Source organism: Ralstonia condita (assembly GCF_958405655.1).
Taxonomy (GTDB): Bacteria; Pseudomonadota; Gammaproteobacteria; order Burkholderiales; family Burkholderiaceae; genus Ralstonia; species Ralstonia condita.
This window is the reverse complement of record NZ_CATYWO010000001.1, coordinates 529,959-553,634: the sequence shown is the minus strand read 5'-3', so window position 1 is coordinate 553,634 and position 23,676 is coordinate 529,959. Positions and strand designations below refer to the sequence as shown.

Annotated in this window: 20 protein-coding genes; 8 read left to right on the top strand and 12 right to left on the bottom strand. The window is 63.7% G+C overall.

Translation table 11 applies throughout. The annotated features are described in order from the left end of the window. Positions 1-55: 55 nt before the first annotated feature. Complete coding sequence (gene polA, locus R2N03_RS02555) at positions 56-2,869, bottom strand: DNA polymerase I (protein ID WP_316654835.1); 2,814 nt, start codon at positions 2,867-2,869, stop codon at positions 56-58. 4 nt (positions 2,870-2,873) lie between these two features. On the opposite strand from polA, the gene R2N03_RS02550 reads away from it, so the two are divergent. The 4 genes from R2N03_RS02550 (at position 2,874) to R2N03_RS02535 (ending at position 6,172) form a co-directional block, all read left to right on the top strand. Next, positions 2,874-3,785 carry an LOG family protein gene (locus R2N03_RS02550; protein WP_316654833.1) on the top strand — a complete coding sequence of 304 codons (912 nt, stop codon included), beginning with the start codon at positions 2,874-2,876 and terminating at the stop codon, positions 3,783-3,785. Between the two features lie 83 nt (positions 3,786-3,868). Then, complete coding sequence (locus tag R2N03_RS02545; RefSeq protein ID WP_316654831.1) at positions 3,869-4,297, top strand: hypothetical protein; 429 nt, start codon at positions 3,869-3,871, stop codon at positions 4,295-4,297. Positions 4,298-4,379: 82 nt separating this feature from the next. Next, the gene (locus tag R2N03_RS02540) at positions 4,380-5,384 is read left to right on the top strand and encodes a homoserine kinase (protein WP_316654829.1); all 1,005 of its coding nucleotides are present in this window, start codon (positions 4,380-4,382) and stop codon (positions 5,382-5,384) included. Beyond that, positions 5,375-6,172, top strand: a complete 798-nt coding sequence (locus tag R2N03_RS02535; protein WP_316654827.1) for a BPSS1780 family membrane protein — start codon at positions 5,375-5,377, stop codon at positions 6,170-6,172. The genes R2N03_RS02540 and R2N03_RS02535 overlap by 10 nt, the downstream gene beginning before the upstream one ends. A gap of 24 nt (positions 6,173-6,196) precedes the next feature. Here R2N03_RS02535 and R2N03_RS02530 read toward each other — a convergent pair whose 3' ends face one another. Continuing rightward, positions 6,197-8,557 carry a UvrD-helicase domain-containing protein gene (locus tag R2N03_RS02530; protein WP_316654825.1) on the bottom strand — a complete coding sequence of 787 codons (2,361 nt, stop codon included), beginning with the start codon at positions 8,555-8,557 and terminating at the stop codon, positions 6,197-6,199. Between the two features lie 150 nt (positions 8,558-8,707). Between R2N03_RS02530 and R2N03_RS02525 the strand changes: the two genes are divergently transcribed. After that, positions 8,708-11,584, top strand: a complete 2,877-nt coding sequence (locus tag R2N03_RS02525) for a valine--tRNA ligase (RefSeq protein ID WP_316654823.1) — start codon at positions 8,708-8,710, stop codon at positions 11,582-11,584. A gap of 33 nt (positions 11,585-11,617) precedes the next feature. After that, a complete protein-coding gene (gene galU / locus R2N03_RS02520; protein ID WP_316654821.1) occupies positions 11,618-12,490 on the top strand; it encodes a UTP--glucose-1-phosphate uridylyltransferase GalU in 873 nt (290 codons plus the stop codon). Between the two features lie 117 nt (positions 12,491-12,607). Here galU and R2N03_RS02515 read toward each other — a convergent pair whose 3' ends face one another. The 4 genes from R2N03_RS02515 to pobA all read right to left on the bottom strand — a co-directional run bounded on the left by R2N03_RS02515 (position 12,608) and on the right by pobA (position 16,607). Next, positions 12,608-13,603 (bottom strand): hypothetical protein, encoded by a 996-nt coding sequence (locus R2N03_RS02515; RefSeq protein WP_316654820.1) that lies wholly within the window; start codon positions 13,601-13,603, stop codon positions 12,608-12,610. Between the two features lie 465 nt (positions 13,604-14,068). Then, the gene (gene infA, locus R2N03_RS02510) at positions 14,069-14,287 is read right to left on the bottom strand and encodes a translation initiation factor IF-1 (protein WP_004631109.1); all 219 of its coding nucleotides are present in this window, start codon (positions 14,285-14,287) and stop codon (positions 14,069-14,071) included. A gap of 344 nt (positions 14,288-14,631) precedes the next feature. Continuing rightward, positions 14,632-14,922 carry a hypothetical protein gene (locus R2N03_RS02505; protein WP_316654818.1) on the bottom strand — a complete coding sequence of 97 codons (291 nt, stop codon included), beginning with the start codon at positions 14,920-14,922 and terminating at the stop codon, positions 14,632-14,634. 461 nt (positions 14,923-15,383) lie between these two features. Further along, entirely contained in the window at positions 15,384-16,607 is a 1,224-nt protein-coding gene (pobA, locus tag R2N03_RS02500) for a 4-hydroxybenzoate 3-monooxygenase (RefSeq protein WP_316654815.1), read from the bottom strand. Positions 16,608-16,725: 118 nt separating this feature from the next. Here pobA and R2N03_RS02495 point away from each other — a divergent pair, with 118 nt between their 5' ends. Then, positions 16,726-17,703, top strand: coding sequence for a LysR family transcriptional regulator (locus R2N03_RS02495; protein WP_316654813.1), 978 nt, complete (start codon positions 16,726-16,728; stop codon positions 17,701-17,703). 137 nt (positions 17,704-17,840) lie between these two features. Next, on the top strand, positions 17,841-19,010 hold the full coding sequence (locus R2N03_RS02490; protein WP_316654810.1) for an ABC transporter substrate-binding protein: 1,170 nt from the start codon (positions 17,841-17,843) through the stop codon (positions 19,008-19,010). Between the two features lie 3 nt (positions 19,011-19,013). Here the strand turns inward: R2N03_RS02490 and R2N03_RS02485 are convergent, their stop codons facing one another. From R2N03_RS02485 to pcaD, 6 genes are all read right to left on the bottom strand, one after another. Beyond that, entirely contained in the window at positions 19,014-19,715 is a 702-nt protein-coding gene (locus R2N03_RS02485) for an ABC transporter ATP-binding protein (RefSeq protein ID WP_316654808.1), read from the bottom strand. Then, complete coding sequence (locus tag R2N03_RS02480) at positions 19,708-20,481, bottom strand: ABC transporter ATP-binding protein (RefSeq protein ID WP_316654807.1); 774 nt, start codon at positions 20,479-20,481, stop codon at positions 19,708-19,710. The genes R2N03_RS02485 and R2N03_RS02480 overlap by 8 nt, the downstream gene beginning before the upstream one ends. Next, positions 20,478-21,503 carry a branched-chain amino acid ABC transporter permease gene (locus tag R2N03_RS02475; protein WP_316654806.1) on the bottom strand — a complete coding sequence of 342 codons (1,026 nt, stop codon included), beginning with the start codon at positions 21,501-21,503 and terminating at the stop codon, positions 20,478-20,480. The genes R2N03_RS02480 and R2N03_RS02475 overlap by 4 nt, the downstream gene beginning before the upstream one ends. After that, a complete protein-coding gene (locus R2N03_RS02470) occupies positions 21,500-22,369 on the bottom strand; it encodes a branched-chain amino acid ABC transporter permease (RefSeq protein ID WP_316654805.1) in 870 nt (289 codons plus the stop codon). The genes R2N03_RS02475 and R2N03_RS02470 overlap by 4 nt, the downstream gene beginning before the upstream one ends. 85 nt (positions 22,370-22,454) lie before the next feature. Continuing rightward, positions 22,455-22,853 (bottom strand): 4-carboxymuconolactone decarboxylase, encoded by a 399-nt coding sequence (gene pcaC / locus R2N03_RS02465; protein WP_316654804.1) that lies wholly within the window; start codon positions 22,851-22,853, stop codon positions 22,455-22,457. Beyond that, entirely contained in the window at positions 22,846-23,658 is an 813-nt protein-coding gene (gene pcaD / locus R2N03_RS02460; RefSeq protein WP_316654803.1) for a 3-oxoadipate enol-lactonase, read from the bottom strand. The genes pcaC and pcaD overlap by 8 nt, the downstream gene beginning before the upstream one ends. Positions 23,659-23,676: the final 18 nt, after the last annotated feature.

Below are 23,676 nucleotides of genomic sequence, written 5' to 3'. Positions count from 1 at the left end.
TGCCTTGGCAGGCAAGCCGCCGTCGCGCGTTGTCCGGCGGACAGGTGGCGGTGCTTCAGTGCGCCTCTTCCCAGTTGGCGCCCACGCCCACCTCTGCAACCAGTGGCACACGCAGCGTTGCGACACCGCACATCAGTTCGGGCAGGCGCTCGCGCACGACGGTCAGTTCCTCCTGCGGAACCTCCAGCACCAGCTCGTCGTGTACCTGCATGACAAGGCGGGAACGCATGGCCTCTGCTTCCAGCCAGCCCTGCACGGCGAGCATCGACAGCTTGATGAGATCGGCTGCCGTGCCCTGCATCGGCGCGTTGATCGCAGCGCGCTCCGCAGCCTGGCGGCGGGGGCCGTTACCGCCGTTGATGTCAGGCAGCCACAGGCGTCGTCCGAAGACGGTCTCCACATAGCCACGCTCGCGCGCCGTCTGACGCGTTTCATCCATGTACCGGGCCGCGCCAGGGTAGCGGGCAAAGTAGCGATCGATATAGAGCTTGGCGGCATCGCGGCCGATCCCGAGGTTGCTGGCCAGCCCGAATGCGCTCATGCCGTAGATGAGCCCGAAGTTGATGACCTTGGCGACGCGCCGCTGGTCAGCCGTCACCTCGAGCGGCGTCACGCTGAACACTTCCGCAGCGGTGGCCCGGTGCACGTCCTGCCCTTCCTGGAATGCCCGCAGCAGGCCTTCATCCTGGGACAGATGGGCCATGATGCGCAGCTCGATCTGCGAATAATCCGCCGACACGATCACGCTGCCTTCCGGCGCGATGAACGCCTCGCGGATGCGCCGTCCCTCTTCCGTGCGGACCGGAATGTTCTGCAGGTTCGGATCGGTCGATGCAAGTCGGCCCGTCACTGCCGTCGCCTGGCCATACGTGGTGTGAACCCGGCCGGTGCGCGGATTCACCATCTTCGGCAGCTTGTCGGTGTAGGTGGACTTGAGCTTCGCCAGACCCCGGTAATCCAGCAATAGCTTGGGCAGCGGGTAATCCTCGGCGAGCTTCTGCAGGACCTCTTCGTCAGTCGACGGTGCGCCGCTGGTGGTCTTCTTGATGACCGGCAGCTTCAACTGCGTAAAGAAGATGTCGCCGATCTGCTTCGGGGAGTTCAGATTGAACGGCTGGCCTGCCAGCGCGTGCGCCTGTATTTCGAGTTCAACCAGGCGCTGGCCCAGTTCACTGCTCTGCTTCGCCAGACGGTCGGCGTCGATCAACACGCCGTTGCGCTCCATCTTCTGCAGCACGATGGAGGTTGGCATTTCGATCTGCTCGTAGACGTAGCGCAGCTTGTCGTCTTCCGCCACCTTCGGATACAGCGTGCGGTGCAGGCGCAGGGTGATATCGGCGTCCTCGGCCGCGTACTCGGTCGCGCGATCGAGCGGGACCTCGTCAAAGCCGATCTGCGATGCGCCCTTGCCGCACACCGCTTCGTACGTGATGGTCTTCAGATGCAGCACGCGCTCGGCCAGCGCATCCATGCCGTGATTGCGATGGGACTCGAGCACGTACGATTCGAGCATCGTGTCATGCTCGATGCCACGCAGCGCAATGCCATGGTTGGCGAACACGTGCGCGTCGTACTTCAGGTGCTGACCGACCTTCTTGCGCGATTCATCCTCGAGCCACAGCTTCATGCGCGCGAGGACCGCATCGCGCGCGAGCTGCGCGGCGCCATCGAGGCCGGCGACATCCGGCCCCCGGTGCGCCACCGGGATGTAGCACGCCTCACCCGGCGTGACAGACAGCGAAATGCCCACGAGCTGCGCGAGCATCGGATCGATCGACGTCGTCTCCGTGTCGATGCTGACCAGGTCCACCTCGTCCAGCCGCTGCATCCACGATTCAAGCTGCGCCTCGGTCGTCACCGTCTCGTACCGCACCTCGCCGGGCGGCGCCTCGACGTCGAACAGGCTGGCTTGCGCCTGCTGCTGTGCGGCTTCACCAGCGTAGTTCTTCACGGGTGTGGCGGCCTTGCGCGCCGCGCCAACACTGCGCGTGTCTGGCAGTGCCTCACCGGAGGCTTCGCGCAGCCACGTCTTGAAACCGTAGCGCGAAAAGAAATCGACGAGCTTGGATTTGTCTTCGCCGCCGTCGATCAGTGCGTCGAACGTCGGTACCTCGTTGGCCAGATCGCAGTCGAGCTTCACCGTCAACAGTTCGCGCCCCTTGGGCAGCCATTCCAGCGTATTGCGCAGATTCTCGCCGACGACGCCCTTGATCTCGCCGGCACGGGCGATGACATTGTCGAGTGAACCGAATTCGGACAGCCACTTCACGGCAGTCTTCGGGCCGACCTTGGGCACGCCCGGCACGTTATCGACCGTATCGCCGATCAGCGAGAGGTAGTCGACGATGCGCTCGGGCGGCACGCCGAACTTCGCCTGCACCCCAGCCGGATCGAGCGTTTCGTTTGTCATCGTGTTGACCAGCGTGACGTGGTCGTTGACCAGTTGAGCGAGGTCCTTGTCGCCCGTCGAGACGATGGTGCGAATACCCTCGCGGGCCGCCCGATCGGCCAGTGTGCCGATCACGTCGTCAGCCTCGACGCCATCCACCACCAGGATGGGCCAGCCCAGCGCGCGCACGGCTTCGTGGATCGGTTCGATCTGCGCGCGCAGGTCGTCCGGCATGGGCGCGCGGTGTTCCTTGTATGCGGGATACAGGTCATCGCGGAAGGTCTTGCCTTTGGCGTCGAAAACGCAAGCGCTATACTTGGCCGGGTAATCGTTGCGCAGCTTGCGCAGCATGTTCACGATGCCGTAGATGGCGCCCGTAGGAAACCCTTCTCCATTTCGCAAGTCGGGCAGTGCGTGATAAGCACGGTACAGATAACTCGAGCCATCGACGAGCAACAGCGTTTCTTGACTTTCCGACATTCCCATGGACTCTAAAGTGACTGGCGCGCCCGAAGGCGTTTCCAACAATGGCGCTTCCGCTGAAGGTGGCGTGGCGAAGCAGGCTGCAGGTGTATCGGCGGCCGACATGGACGTCAACGTGACGGTGGGCGCCGACCATCCTGTGGAGATTGCTTCCGCCAAATCGGACACCGCAGCCGGCCGTACCGATCGCAAGATGATCCCCAGTCTGCGGGCACTTGCTGACGAGGAACGCGCCACCGCAAAGAAAGCGCGCGCCTCCTGGCAGATGTTCACGATTATGGCAGAGTTCATCGAGGCGACCGAGTACCTCTCGGAGATCCGCCCGGCCGTCTCGATCTACGGCAGCGCGCGCCTGCGCGAGGATTCGCCGTACTACGAACGCACCATCGAAATCGCCCGCCTGTTCTCGGACGCAGGCTTCGCCGTCATCTCGGGCGGCGGGCCCGGCATCATGGAAGCGGCCAATAAAGGCGCGCATAGCGGGAAGTCGGCCAGCGTCGGCCTGAACATCGAGTTGCCGCATGAGCAGCAGGGCAATCCATACCAGGATATTTCGATGCGTTTCCGCCATTTCTTTACGCGCAAGGTCACCTTCGTGAAGAACTCCGACGCGTTCATCGTCATGCCCGGCGGCTTCGGCACGCTCGATGAACTGGCCGAAGTGCTGACGCTGGTCCAGACCGGTAAATCGCGCAGCGTGCCGGTCGTGATGTTCGGCAGCCGCTTCTGGAAGGGCCTCCTCGACTGGTTCCGTTTCACGCTGCTGCCGATGGGCCTGATCGCCGAGCACGATCTCGACATCATGCGCATCGTTGACGAGCCGAAGGACGCGCTGGACGCCGTCTACGAGTTTTATGAAAAGCGCGAAGGGACCTCGCCGATTCCTCCGAAGGAGGAGATGTTCTACCTGTAACGACAGGCGCAAGCCGCACGGCGGATGGCGAGGGGCTCGGACTGCTAGAATGTGCGGTCCCGGATCACTCGCTGGAGTCCATCATGGATTCGCTGTTTCACCCGCCCGCCGCCCTGTCCCGTTCCGGTCTGGCCGCCGCGCGCCTGATGCGCCATATGGGGCTGTTGGCAAGCGCCGCTTTCTGCCTGGCGCTGCCCGCACATGCCGAAGTGACGGCCGACAGCGCCGGCCTGGACCTGCCGGACGTCAAGGCGATCAACAATCAGCCGATCGCCAAGCCGACCAAGGGCGCGATCCACCATGAGCCCGTCAAGCCGAGCTTCGAATACCGCGACAACGACGGCACGCAGGTCGAGGAATATCGCTTCCAGAAGGGGCAGGCTCCAGACATCCATGTCAAATCGGGCATGGGCACGTCCTACGACATGAGCAAGCCCGAAGACAGCTCGCCGCGCATTCGCGAACGCGGCACCGTCGACCGCGTACCCTCGGTGAACGTCCTCAAGTTCTAAGCGTCACGCCGCAGCGGCGGCGTCTCCGAGCAGCCCCATGTGGGCTGCCCCTTCTTCCTCCACCTGTTTCCTGTTGCAAAGCATGGCTGTTTTCACCCCGGTCTCCGACGCCGAGATCGCCCTCTGGCTGGATCAATACGATGTGGGCGCCGTGCGCGCATTTCGCGGCATCCCTTCCGGGATCGAAAACTCCAATTTCTTCCTGACCACGGAGAAAGACGGGCAGACGCACGAGTACGTCGTCACGCTGTTCGAGAGACTGACGCTCGAGCAGTTACCGTTCTACCTGTACCTGATGCAACATCTGGCGGCGCGCGGCATCAGTGTGCCGGCCCCGATCCCAGGACGAGACGGCGCGATCCTGCGCACCCTCAACGGCAAACCTGCGACCATCGTGACGCGGCTGTCAGGTCGATCGAACCTGGCGCCCACCGCGTCTGAATGTGCCATTGTCGGCAACATGCTTGCCCGCATGCATCTGGCGGGGCGCGATTATTCGCGCCATCAGCCGAACCTGCGCAGCCTGCCGTGGTGGAACGAGGTGGTGCCGGACGTGGCGCCTTTCGTGCATGGCGACACACGCGCGCTGCTGGAGGGCGAACTCGCCCATCAGCGACTGTTCTTTGCCAGCGCCGACTATGCCTCGCTGCCGGAAGGCCCCTGTCACTGTGATCTCTTCCGTGACAACGTGTTGTTCGAGCCCGCCGCAAACGGGCAGCCTGAGCGCCTTGGCGGCTTCTTCGACTTCTACTTCGCGGGCGTCGACAAGTGGCTTTTCGACGTGGCGGTCACGGTCAACGACTGGTGCATCGACCTTGCGACCGGCGCGCTTGATGCCGAACGGGCACAGGCGATGCTCCATGCCTACCATGCCGTACGTCCGTTCATCGATGCTGAAGCGCGTCACTGGCAAGACATGCTGCGCGCCGCCGCCTACCGTTTCTGGGTGTCGCGCCTGTGGGACTTCTATCTGCCGCGCGATGCCGAACTGCTCAAGCCGCATGACCCGACCCACTTTGAGCGCGTGCTGCGCGAACGCGTCGGCGCCCATGGCCTGACTCTGGACCTTCCCCAACCATGCAACTGATCGAAGTCTCTGGCAAGCAAGGCTACGTCTGGCTGCGCCAGGGCGCCTGGCTGTTCCGCAAGAACCCCATCGGCTTCTTGCTGCTGCTGTTCCTCTACCTGTTTGCCGTGAACCTGCTGATGCTGCTGGTTCCGCCTGTAGGGGTGTTCGCCATCCTGCTCGTCAATCCGGCCATCTTCGTGGGATTCATGTCGGCGTGCCGGGATACCGTGGCAGGCAAGCGCATCGGGCCCGCGTCGCTGATCGCGGGCTTTCGCGCCTACGGCAAGGATGCGATGCGCAGCCTGCTCAAGCTCGGCGGCATCTACGGTGTGCTCGTGCTGATTGTCAGCGGCGTGCTGATGATGCTGGTCGATGTCGATACCCTCATGACGGTGGTCAGCGACAAGCCACTGACGACCGATGCCATCCGCGAGTTCTATCTCGCCATGGTGATCGGATCGGTGCTGTACATCCCGGTGGCGGTACTTTTCTGGTTTGCGCCGTTGCTGGTGGCCTGGCATGGCATCCCGGTGGGCAAGGCGCTGTTCTTCAGTTGGATGGCCGTGTGGCGCAATCGCGCGGCGTTCATCCTGTATGGCGCCCTCTCCGCGATTCTGCTGATCGCGGTGCCGCTGTTCATCGATGCTCTGTTTGCCTCGAGCGACGCCAACAACATCGCGCCGCTGATCGCCACGCCCTACCGTGTGCTGGTGATGGCAGTGCTGTACTGCTCGTTCTACGCCACCTACCGCGGCTGCTTCAATGTCACGCAGGCTGCGGGCCAAGCCACCGACACGACGGTCTGACCTGCACGTCAACCCGATCGATGCTCAGTTGATCGGGTCGAGCTTGGCGATGCCCAGCGCCAGCGTCTTCACGCCGTGGCGGTTGAACTTGATCTGGGCGCGCGCCTCGGCGCCCTCGCCTTCCAGCGTCGTGATGACGCCTTCCCCGAACTTGTTGTGGAACACCGACTGGCCCACGCGGAAGCCCGTGGCCTCTGCACGCTTGGCGTCAGCGTAGTTCTTGCCGGTGTCCATGCCGCCGGTCGGGCGGCCAGTGTAGGCGTCGTCATCGCCGCGCTCGGGGCGCTTGAACCAATCCTTGCCCCAGGCGGAATCGCCTTGCGCACGGCGGGTGGCTTGATAACCCGACTGCTGCGGCGTCAGCCACTTCAGCGTCTCTTCGGGCAATTCGTCAAAGAAGCGTGAACGGATGTGGTAGCGGATCTGACCATGCAGCACGCGGCTTTGCGCGAACGACAGATACAACCGCTCGCGGGCCCGGGTAATCGCCACGTACATCAGGCGGCGCTCTTCCTCCAGGCCGTCCTTCTCCATCTGGCTGTTTTCGTGGGGGAACAGACCCTCTTCCAGTCCGGTGATGAAGACGACATGGAATTCCAGCCCCTTGGCCGCATGCACGGTCATCATCTGCACGGCATCCTGGCCGGCCTGCGCCTGGTTGTCGCCAGCCTCTAGCGAGGCGTGCGTGAGAAACGCGACCAGCGGTGTCATCTCCGCGGGCGTCTCGTCGAGCACGAGTTCAGAAACGGTATCGATCTCGCCGCCTTCGATGCGCAGCATGGCGTCGTGGCGCACCGGCAATGCGGTCGCAATTGCGTCGACACCGTAGCCTTCTTCGGCAACGAAGGCTTGGGCGGCGGTCACCAGTTCCTGCAAGTTTTCGATGCGGTCCTGGCCCTCCTTCTCGCCCTGGTAATGCGTGATCAGGCCGCTGGCATGAATGACGTGCTGGACGATTTCGGGCAGCGTCATCTGGCGCGTGTCGGCACGCATCTGCTCAATCAGACGCACAAACGCCGACAACTTGGTGCCCGCTGCCCCGGTGAGATACGGCACCGATGCCGCGAGCGAAATGCCGTACAGTCGCGCCGCATCCTGCAGCTGCTCCAGCGAACGCGCCCCCACGCCACGCGCCGGAAAGTTCACCACGCGGCCAAACGCGGCGTCATTGTCGGGATTCTCAAGAAGCTGGAGATACGCCAACGCGTGCTTGATTTCCGCACGCTCGAAGAAGCGCAGGCCGCCATAGACCTTGTAGGCGATGCCGGCGGAAAACAGCGCGTGCTCAATCACCCGTGACTGCGCGTTGCTGCGATAGAGGATGGCGATTTCGGAACGCGCCGTGCCACTGGCAATGCGGTCGCGGATTTCTTCGACGATCCAGCCGGCTTCCTGCCCGTCGGTGGCGGCCTGATAGACGCGCACCGGCTCGCCATGGCCGGCATCCGTGCGCAGGTTCTTGCCCAGCCGACGCGTGTTGTGCGAGATCAGGTGGTTGGCGGTATCGAGGATATGGCCGTGCGAGCGGTAGTTCTGCTCCAGCTTGATCCGGTGCTCGACGCGAAATTCGCGCTCAAAATCGACCATGTTGCCGACGTTGGCGCCGCGAAACGCGTAGATGCTCTGGTCATCGTCACCCACGGCAAAGATGGCGTTGGGCGTGACACCAGGCTCGCCCAGACCGGCGAGGATCTTGAGCCAGGCGTATTGCAGCTTGTTCGTATCCTGAAACTCGTCGACAAGGATGTGCTTGAAGCGCCGTTGGTAGTGCGCGCGGATGGCATCGTTGTAGCGCAGCAATTCGTAGCAGCGCAGCAGCAGCTCGGCAAAATCGACCACGCCTTCGCGCTGGCATTGCGCGTCGTAAGCGGCGTAGAGATCGGCCATGCGGCGGTCGTATTCGTTGGCGATTTCCAGATCGCCAGCGCGCAGGCCCTGCTCCTTGGCGCCATTGATGAAGTACTGGACATTCTTGGGCGGGAATTTCTCGTCGTCGATATTGAGCGACTTGAGCAGGCGCTTGACGGCGGAGAGCTGGTCTTGCGTATCCAAGATCTGGAACGTCTGCGGCAAACCGGCATCACGGTAATGCGCGCGCAGCAACCGGTTGCACAGACCGTGGAACGTGCCGATCCACATGGCGCGCGTGTTGATCGGCAGCATGGCCTGCAGGCGGGCCGTCATTTCCTTGGCCGCCTTGTTCGTAAACGTGACGGCCAGCACACCTGAGGGCGACACGCGCGCGCTCTGGATCAGCCACGCGATGCGGGTGGTCAACACGCGCGTCTTGCCGCTGCCCGCCCCCGCCAGGATCAGCGCCGATTCATCGGGAAGCGTGATGGCAGCGCGTTGTTCGGGGTTCAGATTGGCGAGCAGGTCGGACATGCGGGAGGAGCCTCGGCAGAATCCTGAAATTATACCGGCCGCATTCGCCGCTTCGCCCGTGCCGGACATCGACACGCCGTATAATTCCAAGCTTTCGCCCGCTATTTTCCTGGGCCAAACGTCTTTTTGCGCCCACTGCGCCCCGTCAGCATGACCGATCAAAACCAGTCCCTCGCCAAGAGTTTCGAACCCGCCACCATCGAGCAGAAGTGGAGCGCGGCCTGGGAAGCGATGGGCGTCTCCCGCGCGACGCTCGAAGCCGGCAAACCCGACTTCTGTATCCAGCTGCCGCCGCCGAACGTGACGGGCACGCTGCACATGGGCCACGCGTTCAACCAGACCATCATGGACGGCCTGACGCGCCACGCGCGCATGTCCGGCGCCAACACGCTGTGGGTGCCGGGCACCGACCACGCGGGCATCGCCACGCAGATCGTTGTCGAGCGCCAGCTGGACGCCCAGGGCGTGTCGCGCCACGACATGGGCCGCGAGAAGTTCGTCGAGAAGGTCTGGGAATGGAAAGAGCAATCGGGCTCGACCATCACGCGCCAGGTGCGCCGCATGGGCGCCTCGATCGACTGGGAGCGCGAATATTTCACGATGGACCCGAAGATGTCGCGCGCGGTCAGCGAAGTCTTCGTGCGCCTGTATGAGCAGGGCCTGATCTACCGCGGCAAGCGCCTGGTCAACTGGGACCCGGTGCTGGGCACCGCCGTGTCCGACCTGGAAGTGGTGAGCGAGGAAGAAGAAGGCTCGCTGTGGCACATCCGCTATCCGCTGGCCGAACCGGACGCCGTTGGCGGCCTGACCCACCTGACGGTGGCCACCACCCGCCCCGAGACGATGCTCGGCGACACGGCCGTGATGGTGCACCCTGAGGACGAACGTTACGCCCACCTCATCGGCAAGTTCGTCCACCTGCCGCTGACCGATCGCAAGATCCCCGTGATTGCCGACGAATACGTCGACCGCGCGTTCGGCACCGGCGTTGTCAAGGTGACCCCTGGCCACGATTTCAACGACTACGCGGTGGGCCAGCGCCACAAGCTGCCGCAGTTGTCGATCCTGACGCTCGACGCGAAGATCGTTGCCGATGCACCGGCCGCCTATGCCGGCTTGGATCGCTTCGACGCGCGCAAGAAGATCGTCGAGGATCTCGAGGCGCAGGGCCTGCTGGCTGAAGTCAAGAAGCACACGCTGATGGTGCCGCGCGGCGACCGTACCGGCGTCGTCATCGAGCCGATGCTGACGGATCAGTGGTTCGTCGCCATGAGCAAACCGGCGCCCGAAGGCACGCGCTTCCCGGGCCGCTCCATCGCTGAAGTCGCGCTGGACGCCGTGCAGAGCGGCAAGATCAAGCTCGTGCCCGAGCAGTGGGTCAACACGTACAACCAGTGGCTGAACAACATCCAGGACTGGTGCATCTCGCGCCAACTCTGGTGGGGTCACCAGATTCCGGCGTGGTACGACGAAGCTGGCAATGTGTATGTCGGCCGCACCGAAGAGGAAGCCAAGGCCCAGGCAGCTTCTAAGGGTTACACCGGCGCACTCACGCGTGACGACGACGTGCTCGACACGTGGTTCTCGTCGGCGCTGGTGCCGTTCTCATCGCTGGGCTGGCCGGCCGATACGCCGGAACTGAAGCACTTCCTGCCCTCGACCGTGCTGGTCACGGGCTACGACATCATCTTCTTCTGGGTGGCGCGCATGGTCATGATGACCCTGCACTTCACCGGCGAAGTGCCCTTCCACACCGTCTACGTGCACGGCCTCGTCCGCGATTCGGAAGGCAAGAAGATGAGCAAGTCCGAGGGCAACACGCTCGACCCGGTGGACCTGATCGACGGTATCGCGCTGGAGCCGCTGCTGGCCAAGCGCACGACCGGCCTGCGCCGCCCGAAGGACGCGCCCAAAGTCGAGAAGCGCACGCGCAAGGAATTCCCCGAAGGCATTCCCGCATTCGGTGCCGACGCACTGCGCTTTACGTTCGCCTCGCTCGCCACGCTTGGCCGCAGCATCAACTTTGACCCGGGCCGCTGCGAGGGCTATCGCAACTTCTGCAACAAGCTCTGGAACGCCACGCGCTTCGTGCTGATGAACACCGAAGGCCAGGACTGCGGCGTGCAGGAATGCGTCGGCGATTGCGGCCCAGAAGGCTACCTGCATTTCTCGCAGGCCGACCGCTGGATCGTCTCGCTGCTGCAGCGCGTGGAAACTGAAGTGGAAAAAGGCTTTGCCGACTACCGCTTCGACAACATCGCCAACGCCATCTACAAATTCGTCTGGGACGAATACTGCGACTGGTACCTTGAACTGGCCAAGGTGCAGATCCAGACCGGCACGCCCGCCCAGCAACGCGCTACGCGCCGCACGCTGCTGCGTGTGCTGGAAACCGTGCTGCGCCTAGCGCACCCCATCATTCCGTTCATTACCGAAGAACTCTGGCAGAAGGTGGCGCCGATGGCTGGCCGCGCCAAGGGCGACGGCACCGAAAGCCTCGCGCTGCAGGAATACCCGCGCGCCGTGCTGTCCAAGATCGACGAACAGGCCGAACAGTGGGTGCAGCAACTGAAGGCGCTGGTGGACGCCTGCCGCAACCTGCGCGGCGAGATGAATATTTCCCCGGCGCAGCGCGTGCCGCTGTACGCCAATGGCGAAGCCGAATTCCTGCAGGTGGCGGCACCGTACGTGCAGGCGCTGGGCAAGCTGTCTGAAGTGAAGGTCTACACGGATGCGGCCGCCATGGAGCAGGACGGCGCAGGCGCACCGGTCGCCATCGTCGGCGAGAACAAGCTGCTGCTGAAGATCGAGATCGACGTGGCTGCCGAGCATGCGCGCCTGTCGAAGGAAATCGACCGCCTGCGCGGCGAGATTACCAAGTGCGAAGCCAAGCTCGGCAACGAATCGTTCGTCGCCCGCGCGCCGGCCGCCGTGGTGGAACAGGAACAAAAGCGCGTGACGGATTTCAAAGCCACGCTGGCCAAGCTGGAGGCCCAGATCGCACGGCTACCGGTTCAAGCCGCCTGAGCGCCCGGAACAATCGATATCAAGGAAACCACGATGCAACGCGTCACCAAAGCCGTTTTCCCCGTCGCGGGGCTCGGAACCCGCTTTCTGCCGGCCACCAAGGCCAGCCCGAAGGAAATGCTACCGGTCGTAGACAAGCCGTTGATCCAGTACGCCGTGGAAGAAGCCATGGCCGCCGGGATCACCGAGATGATCTTCGTCACGGGCCGCAGCAAGCGCGCCATCGAAGATCACTTCGACAAGGCGTACGAACTGGAAGCGGAACTGGAAGCCAAGCACAAGACTGCCCTGCTCGAGGTCGTACGTTCGATCAAGCCGTCGCATGTGGATTGCTTCTACGTGCGCCAGCCGGAAGCGCTGGGCCTGGGCCATGCCGTGCAATGTGCCGAGAAGCTCGTGGGCGACGCGCCCTTCGCAGTCATCCTGGCGGATGACCTGCTGGACGGCGACCCGCCCGTCATGAAGCAGATGGTCGACCTGTACGAGCACTACAACTGCTCGGTCATTGGCGTGGAAGAGATCGACCGTGAGCAGAGCCGTTCGTACGGCGTTGTCGATGGCCGGCCGTGGGAAGAAGACGGCAGCGTGATCAAGATGTCGGGCATCGTCGAAAAGCCGGCGCCGGAAAACGCGCCGTCCAACCTGGGGGTGGTCGGCCGCTACATCCTCACGCCGCGCATTTTTGATCACATCCGCAACCTCAAGCCGGGCGCGGGCGGTGAGCTGCAACTGACGGACGCGATCCAATCGCTGCTGTCGGCAGAGCAGGTGCTGGCCTACCGTTACAAGGGCGTGCGCTACGACTGCGGCAGCAAGTTGGGCTACCTGAAGGCCACGGTGGAATTTGCGCTCAAGCACAAGGAAGTGGCCAAGGAATTCCGCGCGTATTTGTCTTCGCGCGGCTGATGTCGGCGGTCCATGGAAAAACCCGCGCAGCGCGAGCTGACGCGGGTTTTTTCTTGGCCGGAGCCAGCACCCCGACCACGGCTACGCCCCCCCTTTCTGGCGTAGGCGCTGCGGCCCTTATTGCGGTGCCGGCAGCGGCGAGATGGTCTGCTTCAGCAGGCTCCAGTACGTGCTGGTGCTGTACGGCAGCATCTCCTCGACGTAGTTCCACCAGAAGTAACCGCCGATGAAGCGGGGGTCAGCCGCCATCTGGGTCGTGCCCATCGGGTAATACGACTTGATGAGATTCTGCTGTACGGAGGTCGGCGCCGAGATGCTGGACGTGCCAATCTCACCAAATCCGACCTTCGCCATCGGGAAGACGCTTTCCAGCAACTGGAAGTCGCTGGTCCACGACGGGCTCAGGCCCGGACAATCCTTGTAGGGGTAGTAGCTGAACAGGGCGTAATCCGCGCCCTGCAGCACACGCGACGGCAGGAAGTTCGTTGCCCATGTGCGCCACGAATCCATCGGCAATTGATAGCAATTGTTGCCCTTGCCATCGTCGTTGTAATACATCGTCACCGACACCAGGCCGCCTGCGCCCTTGACGATGTCATACGCATTACCGACCATCTGGCCGATCGTCTGCTCTTCCGACGTGGCCGTCGCCGTGGGCCCGTTCGGGTCGGCGCGCAGCCATTCGCCGTTGATCTCGTTGGCGATTTCCCACACGTCGACCACGTTCTTCAGCGTGCTCACCAGCTCATTGGTTCGGGCGCTGTAGGTGGCGGGATCGACCGGGAAATAGTACGAGTCCATGACCTCGCCCATCACATACGCAACCTGGTGAAGCTTGACCAATGGAGCGTAGTAATCGGCCGCCGACGTACCCGGATCAAAGACGACGCGCACGGTCGGCTTGTACGGCAGATGCGTCAGCGATGCGACGATCGCGTTGATTTTGCTGACATCGTCGAGCGTCACGCCGTAGATCGGCGCCTTCGGGCGCGTGGCCTGCGCCGAGGCTGTCTGTATGCCCAGGCCCGTCAGCGCTGCCGCCGCCAACAAGCCCACCGTGGCGCGCCTGCTTTTGCGCGCCGCCCTCTGTGCTGCATTCTTGCTTCCCAACATTGTGTTTTAGGTTCCCTCGGACGCAAAACGTTACGCCCAGATATGGTGGACAAGCGCCGTCCTACCTGTGCGGTATCCCGATGTGGTGTGACTCTATTGGCACACTGAACACCGAACGGGCATGAGCGTCAGACGACGCCCCGGTCGGCGCATTGAATGCGCGATTGGAAGCCTCTGCCGACAGACATCGGCGGGCCGTGCGCTTTTAATTGAGGACTGGTACAGATGGAGCGCCAATTGCCGGATGGCAAGGCGCGGCTTTACAGAAATGAAAAGCCCTGCACTGCAGCGGTGCTGTCAGCACGTTCCCCCCGCCGACAACCTGCCGGCATGATACCGGAAGTTGCCCGCAGATCAACGGAATTTAACGCTGCTTATGCAATGATCATAAAAAAACCGCGCACTTTTCCGAGTACGCGGTTTCTTCGAGACGCCCGCCGGGCGGACCGATCGGCCGGCTTTGCCTTACTTGTGCCGGTAGTTGATACGGCCCTTCGTCAGGTCATACGGCGACATCTCGAGCTTCACCCGATCACCCGCCAGGATGCGGATGCGGTGCTTCTGCATCTTGCCCGATGCATATGCCCAGATCTCGACGCCGTTCTCCAGCTGCACGCGAAAGCGATTATCGGGCAGTGCTTCCGAGACCACCCCTTCAAATTCGATCAGTTCTTCCTTGGCCAAACTCGTTCCTTTGTGTGCAGCGCGCAGCTGCGTCATGGTTGCAATGGTGTGATGACCCGCCAGAGCGCCGAGGCATGCCCCAAGGGGCATGCAGCAGTGTCGCTGCGATCATCTCTGCCCGGACAGGGGCTATGGGGGTACCGGATCGCACCAAACGCAAGTCATGTCCGCCTGTGGCGTACGCCGTTCAGTGCAAGCGAGGAATGGGTGGCGGTCGCAGATGCGCGCCGCCCGGATCAACGCGGGGTCATCCCCGGTGCTAGACTCCGTCGCCACAACCAATCTGGCCGGGCGGCGAGCCGGGATTCGCGCGTTATTCTATCACAGACGCGGTCTGCGCGGCCTCATGCGCCATCTGCCAGTGGCATGTGGCCCCCACCGCCGTCGATGATGCTTTCGGCAAAACGCAATGCTGCGATCCGCGCGTCGCCCACATTCGTGAACTGCTGGTCTCCCGACAGGCGGAAAACCTGTGTCTGGCCCGGTTCGGGAGACTCCCCCGCCCGGCAGATCATGACAGCGGCGTTGTAGCTGCGGTCCTCTCTGGCCTCGGGCCAGCGCGCCGTGCGTTCGTGCTGGTAAGCCAACGGATAGATATCGAAGCCCTTGTACTGGCCCGCCGGCGAAGTGTCCATCGCAACCGCCCCCTTCCTGAACGTCGAGTGCTTTCCGACTATACACCCGTCGGTTTTTCATGGCGATGACAGCGACGCCAACGTTTGATCTACACCCCGTCACAGGGTCCTGCAGGCTTGGCGACGCGGCCGGGTCATATCCGGCCGATCTGCACTGGACGTCCGAAAAACATGCGCGGCATGGCCCCTGCCGCAGCAGGAAGCGAGACAACCCGCTGTGCTGGCTTGCGCGGCACTCGCCTACGGATCCGACCCGACCAGCTGGATGCGCAAGCGTGGGGCGCGAAGCCATCACAGCCAGCGCGCAGCAGACCCGTGACCCGGAGAGGTGGCTGCGGCGCTGCTTGAGTCACCGCAACCTCCGACCACCGACTTGAGACGGCAGGGGCGGCGCGGCCGACCCTCGCGCAGCCGCACGCATGCCGGTGGGGCACCGCACCCTGCATTCTCCAAGCCGATGGCTACGCCGCCCTGGGACAATTGACCAGGCTCAGCCCACTTGCCGGCTCATCGGCAAACGGCAAGCCAACATAGTTCTCCGCCAGTACGCGCGCACCCGCGGGAGACCGCGTCACGTAGTCCAATTCGGCGCGCTGCAGCCGCTGCATGAACGGCGTGTGATCGTCGAAGCGATGCAGCATCGACGTCATCCACCACGAGAAATGCTCGGCGCGCCAGATGCGTTGGAGGCAGCGCTCGGAATAGCCGGCCAGCGCTGACGCGTCGTCCTCGCGGTAGCGCGCGATCAGTGCCTGGGCGAGCACACGCACGTCGGCCACGGCCAGGTTCATGCCTTTTGCGCCAGTGGGTGGCACGATATGCGCAGCGTCGCCTGCCAGGAAGAGACGCCCGTATTGCATCGTCTCGCAGACGTAACTGCGCATCGGCGTCACGCTCTTCTGCAAGATGGGGCCTTCCTTCAGCTGCCAGCCGTCGTTGGTTTCCAGGCGCGTGTGAAGCTCATCCCAGATTCGGGCGTCGGACCATTCCGCCAGGTCTTCGTCCGGCTTGCACTGGAGATAGAGGCGCGTGATCTTGGGCGAGCGCATGCTGAACAGCGCAAAGCCGTGATCGTGATTCGCATAGATCAGCTCCTCAGCCGCCGGTGCGGCTTCGGCCAGGATGCCGAGCCACGCAAACGGGTAAATGCGCTCGAACACGGCTTGCCGCTGCGCTGGAATGGCTTGGCGACAGATGCCGTGAAAGCCGTCGCAGCCGGCGATGTAGTCGCATTGCAGCGTCTGAGGCACGCCGTCGTGGGTGAAGCGCACGGACGGCGTGGCCGATTCGATGTCGTGCACCGATACGTCCGACACGTCGAACAGCAGCGGCGCGCCCTGCTCGATACGTGCCGCGATGAGATCTTTCACCACCTCATGCTGGCCATACACGGTGATGGACCGCCCACCCGACATCGCCGTCAGATCAATGCGATGGCGCGTGCCGCCAAACAGCAAGTCGATGCCGTGATGCACAAGTCCCTCGCGGCGCATGCGTTCGCCCACGCCGGCTTCATTGAGCAGATCGACCGTACCCTGTTCCAGCACCCCGGCGCGGATGCGTTCTTCGACATAGTGGCGGCTCTTGGTTTCGAGGATGACGGCATCGATGCCGTTGCGGTGCAGAAGCTGCCCGAGCAGCAGGCCCGCCGGGCCCGCGCCGATGATGGCGACCTGGGTGCGCATGGTGGTGTCTCCGAGTGGATGGGTTTCGTTATGGCAAGCATTGTTGGGGCGCGCCTTGATATCGCACAATGCAATATTGGCGATAATCTCTATCGCTGATCCGAATAATCATATTGCCATGTCCGCCCTGTCCGATTTCGACCTGAACCTGCTGCCGATCCTGCTGGCGCTGCATGACGCGCGCAGCGTCAGCAAGGCGGCGCAACAGCTCGGCATGAGCCAGCCGGGCGTGAGCACCGCGCTGGGCAAGCTGCGGGCAGCGTTTGATGACCCGCTGTTCGTACGCACCTCGCGCGGCATGGAGCCGACGCCGCGGGCGCTGGCGCTCATTCCTGCAGCACGTGATGTGCTGGCGCGGGTGCAGCAGGGCATCCTGGAAACCGGCGCGTTTGACCCGGCCACCACCTCGCACACCTTCTCCGTTGCACTATCCGACGTGGGCGAGATGGTGTTCCTGCCACGCATCGTCGAAGCGATGGCGCGCGAGGCCCCGCGCGCGTCGGTGCAATCCGTGTCGCTGCCGCCTGCGCAAATCGAGCGTGCGCTCGAGACGGGCGCCCTTGACCTGGCCGTCGGCTACTTTCCGGATCTCAGGAGCAACAACTTTTTCCAGCAACGGCTGTTCACGCATTACTTCACGTGCATCGTGCGGGCTGACCACCCCGTGACACGCGGCGGCAACACCAGGCTGTCGATGGCGCAGTTCCTGGAGTACGGCCACGCCGTGGTGCGTGCCGAAGGCCGCAGCCAGGAACTGTATGAACGTTTTCTGGAGCGCAAACGCATTCGCCGCACACCCGCCCTGCTCACGCCACATTTCATGAGCATCCCGTTCATCCTGTCGCGCACCGATTTGATTGCAACGGTGCCGCACGCAGTCGGGCTGTCGTTCATGCAATCGCACGCCAACATCTGCGTGATGGAGCCGCCGCTGGAGCTGCCCAGCTTCGATCTCAAGCAGCATTGGCATCGCAGATTTCATAACGACACGCGCAGCCAGTGGTTCCGCGCGCTGGTGTCGTCGCTGTTCAACGACGAGGCGGATGAATGGCGCGAACCCGGCCATCGGCCCGCCAAACGCAAACACACGAAGTAATCGACGCGCGACGGACGTTCACAATGCGAACACTCGATTGCATTGCGAACACAGAGCCTTTAGGATCGTCGCCACGCGCAGGCGACGCCGTGATGTCTTCTCGGCCCACGCCTGCCGGCCAACCCTTGGAGACCGTCATGAAACGTCGTGCCCTGCTGTTGACCGCGGCCGCTGTTGCGTTTGCCGCCGCCTTCCCTGCCTTTGCGGACGAGCCGATCAAGATTGGCCTGATCGCGCCTTTCTCAGGCCCCTTTGCCGACTACGGCAAGCAGATGGAAGGTGGCATCAAGGCGTATCAGAAGCTGCACGGCACGACGGCTGGCGGGCGGCAAGTACAGATCATCATGAAGGACACGACAGGCCCTGTGCCCGACGTCGCCAAGCGCCTTGCACAGGAGTTGGTGGTCCGCGACAAGGTCGATTTCCTGGCAGGCTTCGGCCTCACGCCGGAAGCGCTGGCCGTGGCGCCCATTGCGCAGCGGGCCAAGAAGCCCATGGTGATCTTCAACGCCGCATCGTCGTCGATTACCACCAAGTCGGACTATGTGACCCGCGTGTCGATGACGCTGCCGCAGGTCTCCGCGCCAATGGCCTCGTGGGCGCTCAAGAATGGCATCAGGCAGGTCGCCACGGTGGTCGCTGATTACGCCCCGGGCATCGATGCGGAGAACGCCTTCAAACAGACCTTCACGGCGGGCGGCGGCCAAGTGGTGGAGGCCGTGCGCGTGCCACTGCGCAATCCGGAATTTGCGCCATTCATCCAGCGCGTCAAAGACACCAAGCCGCAAGCCGTGTTCGTCTTCCTGCCGGCCGGAGAACAGGGCGTGGCCTTCATGAAGGGCTTTCGCGAACGCGGGCTGGCCCAGGCCGGCATCAAGGTCATCGCCACGGGCGACCTGACGGACGACCACGTGCTGCCGGCCATGGGCGATTCCACGCTGGGTGTCATCACCTCATTCCACTACTCGGCCGCGCACGACTCGCCGCAGAACAAGACCTTCCTGAAAGCCTTTGCCGAGGCCAATCCCGACGATGGCCGCCCCAACTTCATGGCGGTTGCCGCGTATGACGGGATCGGCGCGATCTACGACGTCATCAACAAGCTCGGCGGCAAGATCGACGCAGACAAGGCGATGGCCGCTTTCAAGGGCATGAAGATCGACAGCCCGCGCGGGCCCATCACGATTGACCCGGCCACCCGCGACGTGGTGCAGACGGTCTATATCCGCCGCGTGGAGAAAGTCGGCAACGCGCTGTACAACGTCGAGTTCGACAAGTTTGCCGACGTGAAGGACCCGGGCAAGTAAGTCCTACGCAACGGATACAAGCCGCTGCAGCAGCGGCGCATCGGCCAGCAGGTCCGCACTGGCCGATGCGTGCACGATCCGCCCGCGATCAAGCACCAGAGCGTGCTGCGTCAGGTCAAGCGCCAGACGCGCGTGCTGCTCCACCATGATGACGGCCATCCCGCCCTCGTCGATCAGCGCGCGAATGGCGCGACTGAGTTCCTGCACGATGATCGGCGCCAGGCCTTCCATCGGTTCATCGAGCAACAGCAGGGCGGGATTGGTCACCAGTGCGCGCGCAATGGCGACCATCTGCTGCTCGCCGCCGGAGAGCTGGTTACCGAGATTGCGGCGCCGCTCCTTCAAGCGCGGAAAGGTCTTGTAGACGTGCGCGACATCCCACATCCCGGGCCTCGCCACGGCAGTCAGGTGCTCTTCCACCGTCAGCGAGGGGAACATCCATCGTTCCTGCGGTACCCAGCCAAAACCGGCACGCGCGCGCCGATGCGTCGGCACCTTGGCGATGTCGGCGCCGCGCCAGCGGATGCGCCCGCCGTGCAGGCGCGTAAAGCCCATCAACGTGCTGAGCAGCGTGGTCTTGCCAACACCGTTGCGGCCCAGCAGCGCGAGACTGCCGCCGGCGTCCAGCGCGAACGATACGTCGTCCAGTACAACGGCGTTACCATAGCCGGCCGTGACGTTCTCGACAGTCAGCAAGTCAGGCATGTTCGGCCTCTCCGAGGTAGACCTCGCGCACGCGTGGGTCGGCGGCGATCTCCTGCGGTGTGCCTTCGGTCAGCACCCGTCCGGCCACCAGCACACTGATCCGCTCGGCAAAGCGGAACACGAGATTCATGTCGTGCTCGATGAAAAGAATGGTGATGTCGCGCGGAAGGCTGGCAATCACCTCGAACAGTTCGGCACTCTCACCCGCCGGGATACCAGCGGCAGGCTCATCCAGCAGCAGAATGCGCGGCTGCGTCGCCAGCGCGAGCGCCATTTCCAGCAGCCGCTGTTTGCCGTACGGCAACGCGTGCGTGGGTGCGAGCGCGTCGCCACCCAGCCGCAAGCGGCAGAGGAGCGCCATTGCCTCCTCGCGCGCCTCCTGGTGTGAGGCAACCGTGCGATGCCAATGCCACGAGGCGCCCGTACGCTCGAAAATGGCCAGCATGACCGACTCCAGCACCGTCAGCCCCGGAAACAGCGTGTTGATCTGGAACGTGCGGGTGATGCCGCGCTTGACGCGTTGGTGTGCGGGCAAGCGCGTAATGTCTTCATCGTCCAGCAGCACCTGTCCGCTCGTCGGCGCTAAGGTGCCGGTCAGCAGGTTGATGAAGGTCGTCTTGCCAGCGCCATTCGGGCCAATCAGGGCATGACGCGCGCCAGGCGCGAACGTCAACGAAATATCGGAGTTTGCGTGAAAGCCGCCCCAGCGCTTGGACAGGCCTCGTGCACGGAGCGTTGGCGCGGGACGCATCATTGGCGCGTTCATGCTGCCCCCCGCTTGCGCGAGCGCCAGGCGCGCGCGGCTGTTTCCAGTCCGCCAAGAATGCCGCCGCGTGCAAACAATACGATCACCATCAGCAGCACGCCGATCCAGAATTGCCAGTAGACGGGGTTGATGCCCGACAGGACATCCTGCGCCACCATGAACACTGCCGCGCCAATCAGTGCCCCATACAGCCTCCCCGCGCCGCCCAGCACGAGCATGATCAGCAGCTCCGCCGAGCGCGAGAAACCAAGCGAATCCAACCCGACAAACTGCGTGGTCTGCGCCAACAGTCCACCGGCAATGCCGGCAATCGCGGCGCTCACGGAAAATGCGGCGACCAGGCGCATCCGCACATCGGCGCCAATGGCGGGCATACGCTTCGGCCCCTGCTGAATGCCTCGCAGCGATAACCCGAACGGCGAGCGCACCAGCCTGCGCAGCACCACAAACACCAGGAACAGCACGGACAGGCTGTAGACATAGGCGGTACGGCCCTCCAGATCAAACTCGAAGGTGCCGAGCAGGTTGTGCATCGTCACGCCGGACAGCCCATCGACGCCGCCCGTCAGAAATGCCATCTTGTTGGCGGCCTCATACAGCATGAGCCCGACGCCAAGCGTCACCATCAGGCGCGTCAGGTCTTGCCCGCGCACCACGAGAAAGCTCACACAGAAGCCCACCAACCCGGCCACAAGCGCACCGGCAAGCAGACCCGTCAGCGGCTCGCCCCATCCGTGCGCGGCGAGCAACCCCGCCGTGTAGGCGCCAAGCCCAAAGAAGCCCGCATGTCCGAGCGACACAACGCCCGCATAGCCCAGCACCAGATCGAGCGACAGCGCAAACAGCCCGACAATCAGCACCTGGCTGCCAAACACGAGGTAATCGGGCAGGAGGAAGAACACCGCGATGGGCACGCACCAGAACGCCACCTCGAACAGCGACCAGCGTGCATCCGGCAGGCCGTGCACCTGCGTGGTCGCGGCGCCCTGAGTCGAACGCATTCTTTGCTGCATCACATTCATGCCCGCCTCCCAAGCAAGCCGCTCGGAAACAGCACCAGCAGCAGCACCATCAAGCCGTAGATGATGAACGCGCCCACTTCCGGCACGTAGTACTTGCCTCCAACGTCGAACACGCCGAGCACGAGGGCCGCCAGCAGGGTCCCCCGGATGGACCCCGCGCCGCCCACGGCCACCACGAGCAGGAAGTACACCATGTATTTGATGGGGAACGCTGGGTCCAGGCCGAGCACATCGATCCCCAGGCCGCCCCCCAGGCCCGCCAGCCCTGACCCCAGCGCGAACGTGACGGAGAACACCACGCTCACGTTGATGCCCAGGCCGGCGGATGCCTGCTGGTGATCCACTGACGCCCGGATCTGCGCACCGAAGCGTGTCCGTTCAACGAGCCAGACCAGCAACCCCGTCAAGACGATGACCACGCCGATCAGGAAGAGCCGATAGCGTCCGACTTCGAGTCCGCTGCCGAGCACGTGCAGTTGCCCGCGCAGCATCTCGGGCAGTTCGACGGGCTGTTGGGCGGGTCCCCAGACGTAGGTCGCCCCCGCCATCGCCATGAAGACGAGTGCGATCGAAAACAACACCTGGTCAAGCGGGCTTGCGCGATAGAGCCGCCGGTACAGCGTGCGTTCCAGCACAAAGCCGACGACTGCGGTGACGAAGAAAGCGAGGGGCAGCGTCGCCAGAAACGGCACGCCAAAGCGGTTCATCAACACCACGCACACATAGCCGCCCGCCATGGCAAACGCCCCGTGCGCGAGGTTGATGAAGTTCATCAGGCCCATCGTGACCGATAGGCCGATGCTGATCAGGAACAGCAGGCTGCCGTAGGCCAGCCCGTCGAACAACACACCCAATGCGCTGAGCATGGGTCTCCTCCTTGGACTTCCAGCTCGGCGGCCGGATTGCCCGGTGTGTTGCGTGGCGTCTCTCCGGAGACGGTGAATCCTGCGTCTACGTCTTGGACACGCCCTCCGCGTCCATCTCTGCAAACACCGTCTGCGCCAGATGGAACGCATGGTTGGCTGCCGGCACGCCGCAGTAGATGGCGGTCTGCAGCAGCGTTTCCTGAATCTCGTCGCGGGTGACACCGTTGTTGGCGGCAGCACGCAGGTGAAGACGCAACTCGCCGTCGCGGCCGAGCGCAACCATCATGGCGATCGTCAGCAGACTGCGCGTGTGGCGCGGCAAACCGGGGCGCGTCCAGATTTCGCCCCAGGCGTAGCGCGTGATGAGATCCTGGAACGGTGCGGTCAACTCGGTCTGCGCGGCGTTGGCACGGTCGACATGGGCGGCGCCCAGCACGGCGCGGCGCACTTCCATGCCCGCGGCGTAGCGTTCGCGATCATCCATGCGCGACCTCGCGTGCCACGCCGGTCGTCAAGAAGCTGACCAGCGCTTCGGTGTAGCCGTCAGCCTGCTCCCAGTTGGCGAGGTGGCCGGCGGAAAGCTCGACGTATTGCGCACCCGGCACACCGTCCGCAATGAGTTTGGTCTGCGCGGCGGGCGTGGAGATATCGTGCGTACCGCCAATCACCAGCATCGGCACGCGGATGTTCGGCAGTTGCGCGCGCAAATCCGCATCGCCAATGGCTGCGCAGTTGCCGTTGTAGCCGGCGTCCGGCGTGGACAGCAGCATCGCCTTGACGATGTCGACGCGGCTGGCGTTGGCATCGCGATAGCCCTGCGTGAACCAGCGCTCCAGCACCGTTTCCGTAATGCTGGCCATACCGCCTTGCTCGACCTGCGCGATACGCGTGTTCCAGCTCTGCTGCGTGCCGATGAGCGCGGCGGTGTTCGTCACCACCATGCGCGGGAAGCGCTCGCCGTGATGTGCGGCCAGCCACAGGCCGGTCAGCCCGCCCATCGACAGACCGCAGAACAGCGCAAGGTCAATGTTGTAGTGGTCGAGCAACGCAAGCACATCGCCGCCAAGTTGTGCGACGCCGAACGGCGCGTCGGGCACGCTCGACTGGCCGTGGCCACGCTGGTCATAGCGCAGCAAGCGGAAGTGTTGGCGCAGCGCTTCGAGTTGCGGCTCCCACATGCCCAGATTCGTGCCCAGGGAGTTCGACAGCACCAGCACAGGCTTACCCGTGGCGGGCCCATCATCGAATTCGTGATACAGGCGGACATTGTCGTGTTCAAGCCAGGGCATGGTGTCTCCGTGGAATGT

Excerpts from the sequence above, each read along its gene's own strand:
- R2N03_RS02540 (WP_316654829.1), top strand. The coding sequence starts at position 4,380 with ATGGCTGTTTTCACCCCGGTCTCCGACGCCGAGATCGCCCTCTGGCTG.
- pobA (WP_316654815.1), bottom strand. The coding sequence starts at position 16,607 with ATGCGCACCCAGGTCGCCATCATCGGCGCGGGCCCGGCGGGCCTGCTG.
- R2N03_RS02485 (WP_316654808.1), bottom strand. The coding sequence starts at position 19,715 with ATGCCTGACTTGCTGACTGTCGAGAACGTCACGGCCGGCTATGGTAAC.
- pcaC (WP_316654804.1), bottom strand. The coding sequence starts at position 22,853 with ATGGATGATCGCGAACGCTACGCCGCGGGCATGGAAGTGCGCCGCGCC.
- R2N03_RS02525 (WP_316654823.1), top strand. The coding sequence starts at position 8,708 with ATGACCGATCAAAACCAGTCCCTCGCCAAGAGTTTCGAACCCGCCACC.
- R2N03_RS02495 (WP_316654813.1), top strand. The coding sequence starts at position 16,726 with ATGTCCGCCCTGTCCGATTTCGACCTGAACCTGCTGCCGATCCTGCTG.
- R2N03_RS02505 (WP_316654818.1), bottom strand. The coding sequence starts at position 14,922 with ATGGACACTTCGCCGGCGGGCCAGTACAAGGGCTTCGATATCTATCCG.
- pcaD (WP_316654803.1), bottom strand. The coding sequence starts at position 23,658 with ATGCCCTGGCTTGAACACGACAATGTCCGCCTGTATCACGAATTCGAT.
- R2N03_RS02535 (WP_316654827.1), top strand. The coding sequence starts at position 5,375 with ATGCAACTGATCGAAGTCTCTGGCAAGCAAGGCTACGTCTGGCTGCGC.
- R2N03_RS02475 (WP_316654806.1), bottom strand. The coding sequence starts at position 21,503 with ATGAATGTGATGCAGCAAAGAATGCGTTCGACTCAGGGCGCCGCGACC.
- polA (WP_316654835.1), bottom strand. The coding sequence starts at position 2,869 with ATGTCGGAAAGTCAAGAAACGCTGTTGCTCGTCGATGGCTCGAGTTAT.
- R2N03_RS02550 (WP_316654833.1), top strand. The coding sequence starts at position 2,874 with ATGGACTCTAAAGTGACTGGCGCGCCCGAAGGCGTTTCCAACAATGGC.
- R2N03_RS02480 (WP_316654807.1), bottom strand. The coding sequence starts at position 20,481 with ATGAACGCGCCAATGATGCGTCCCGCGCCAACGCTCCGTGCACGAGGC.
- R2N03_RS02470 (WP_316654805.1), bottom strand. The coding sequence starts at position 22,369 with ATGCTCAGCGCATTGGGTGTGTTGTTCGACGGGCTGGCCTACGGCAGC.
- R2N03_RS02545 (WP_316654831.1), top strand. The coding sequence starts at position 3,869 with ATGGATTCGCTGTTTCACCCGCCCGCCGCCCTGTCCCGTTCCGGTCTG.
- R2N03_RS02530 (WP_316654825.1), bottom strand. The coding sequence starts at position 8,557 with ATGTCCGACCTGCTCGCCAATCTGAACCCCGAACAACGCGCTGCCATC.
- R2N03_RS02515 (WP_316654820.1), bottom strand. The coding sequence starts at position 13,603 with ATGTTGGGAAGCAAGAATGCAGCACAGAGGGCGGCGCGCAAAAGCAGG.
- galU (WP_316654821.1), top strand. The coding sequence starts at position 11,618 with ATGCAACGCGTCACCAAAGCCGTTTTCCCCGTCGCGGGGCTCGGAACC.
- R2N03_RS02490 (WP_316654810.1), top strand. The coding sequence starts at position 17,841 with ATGAAACGTCGTGCCCTGCTGTTGACCGCGGCCGCTGTTGCGTTTGCC.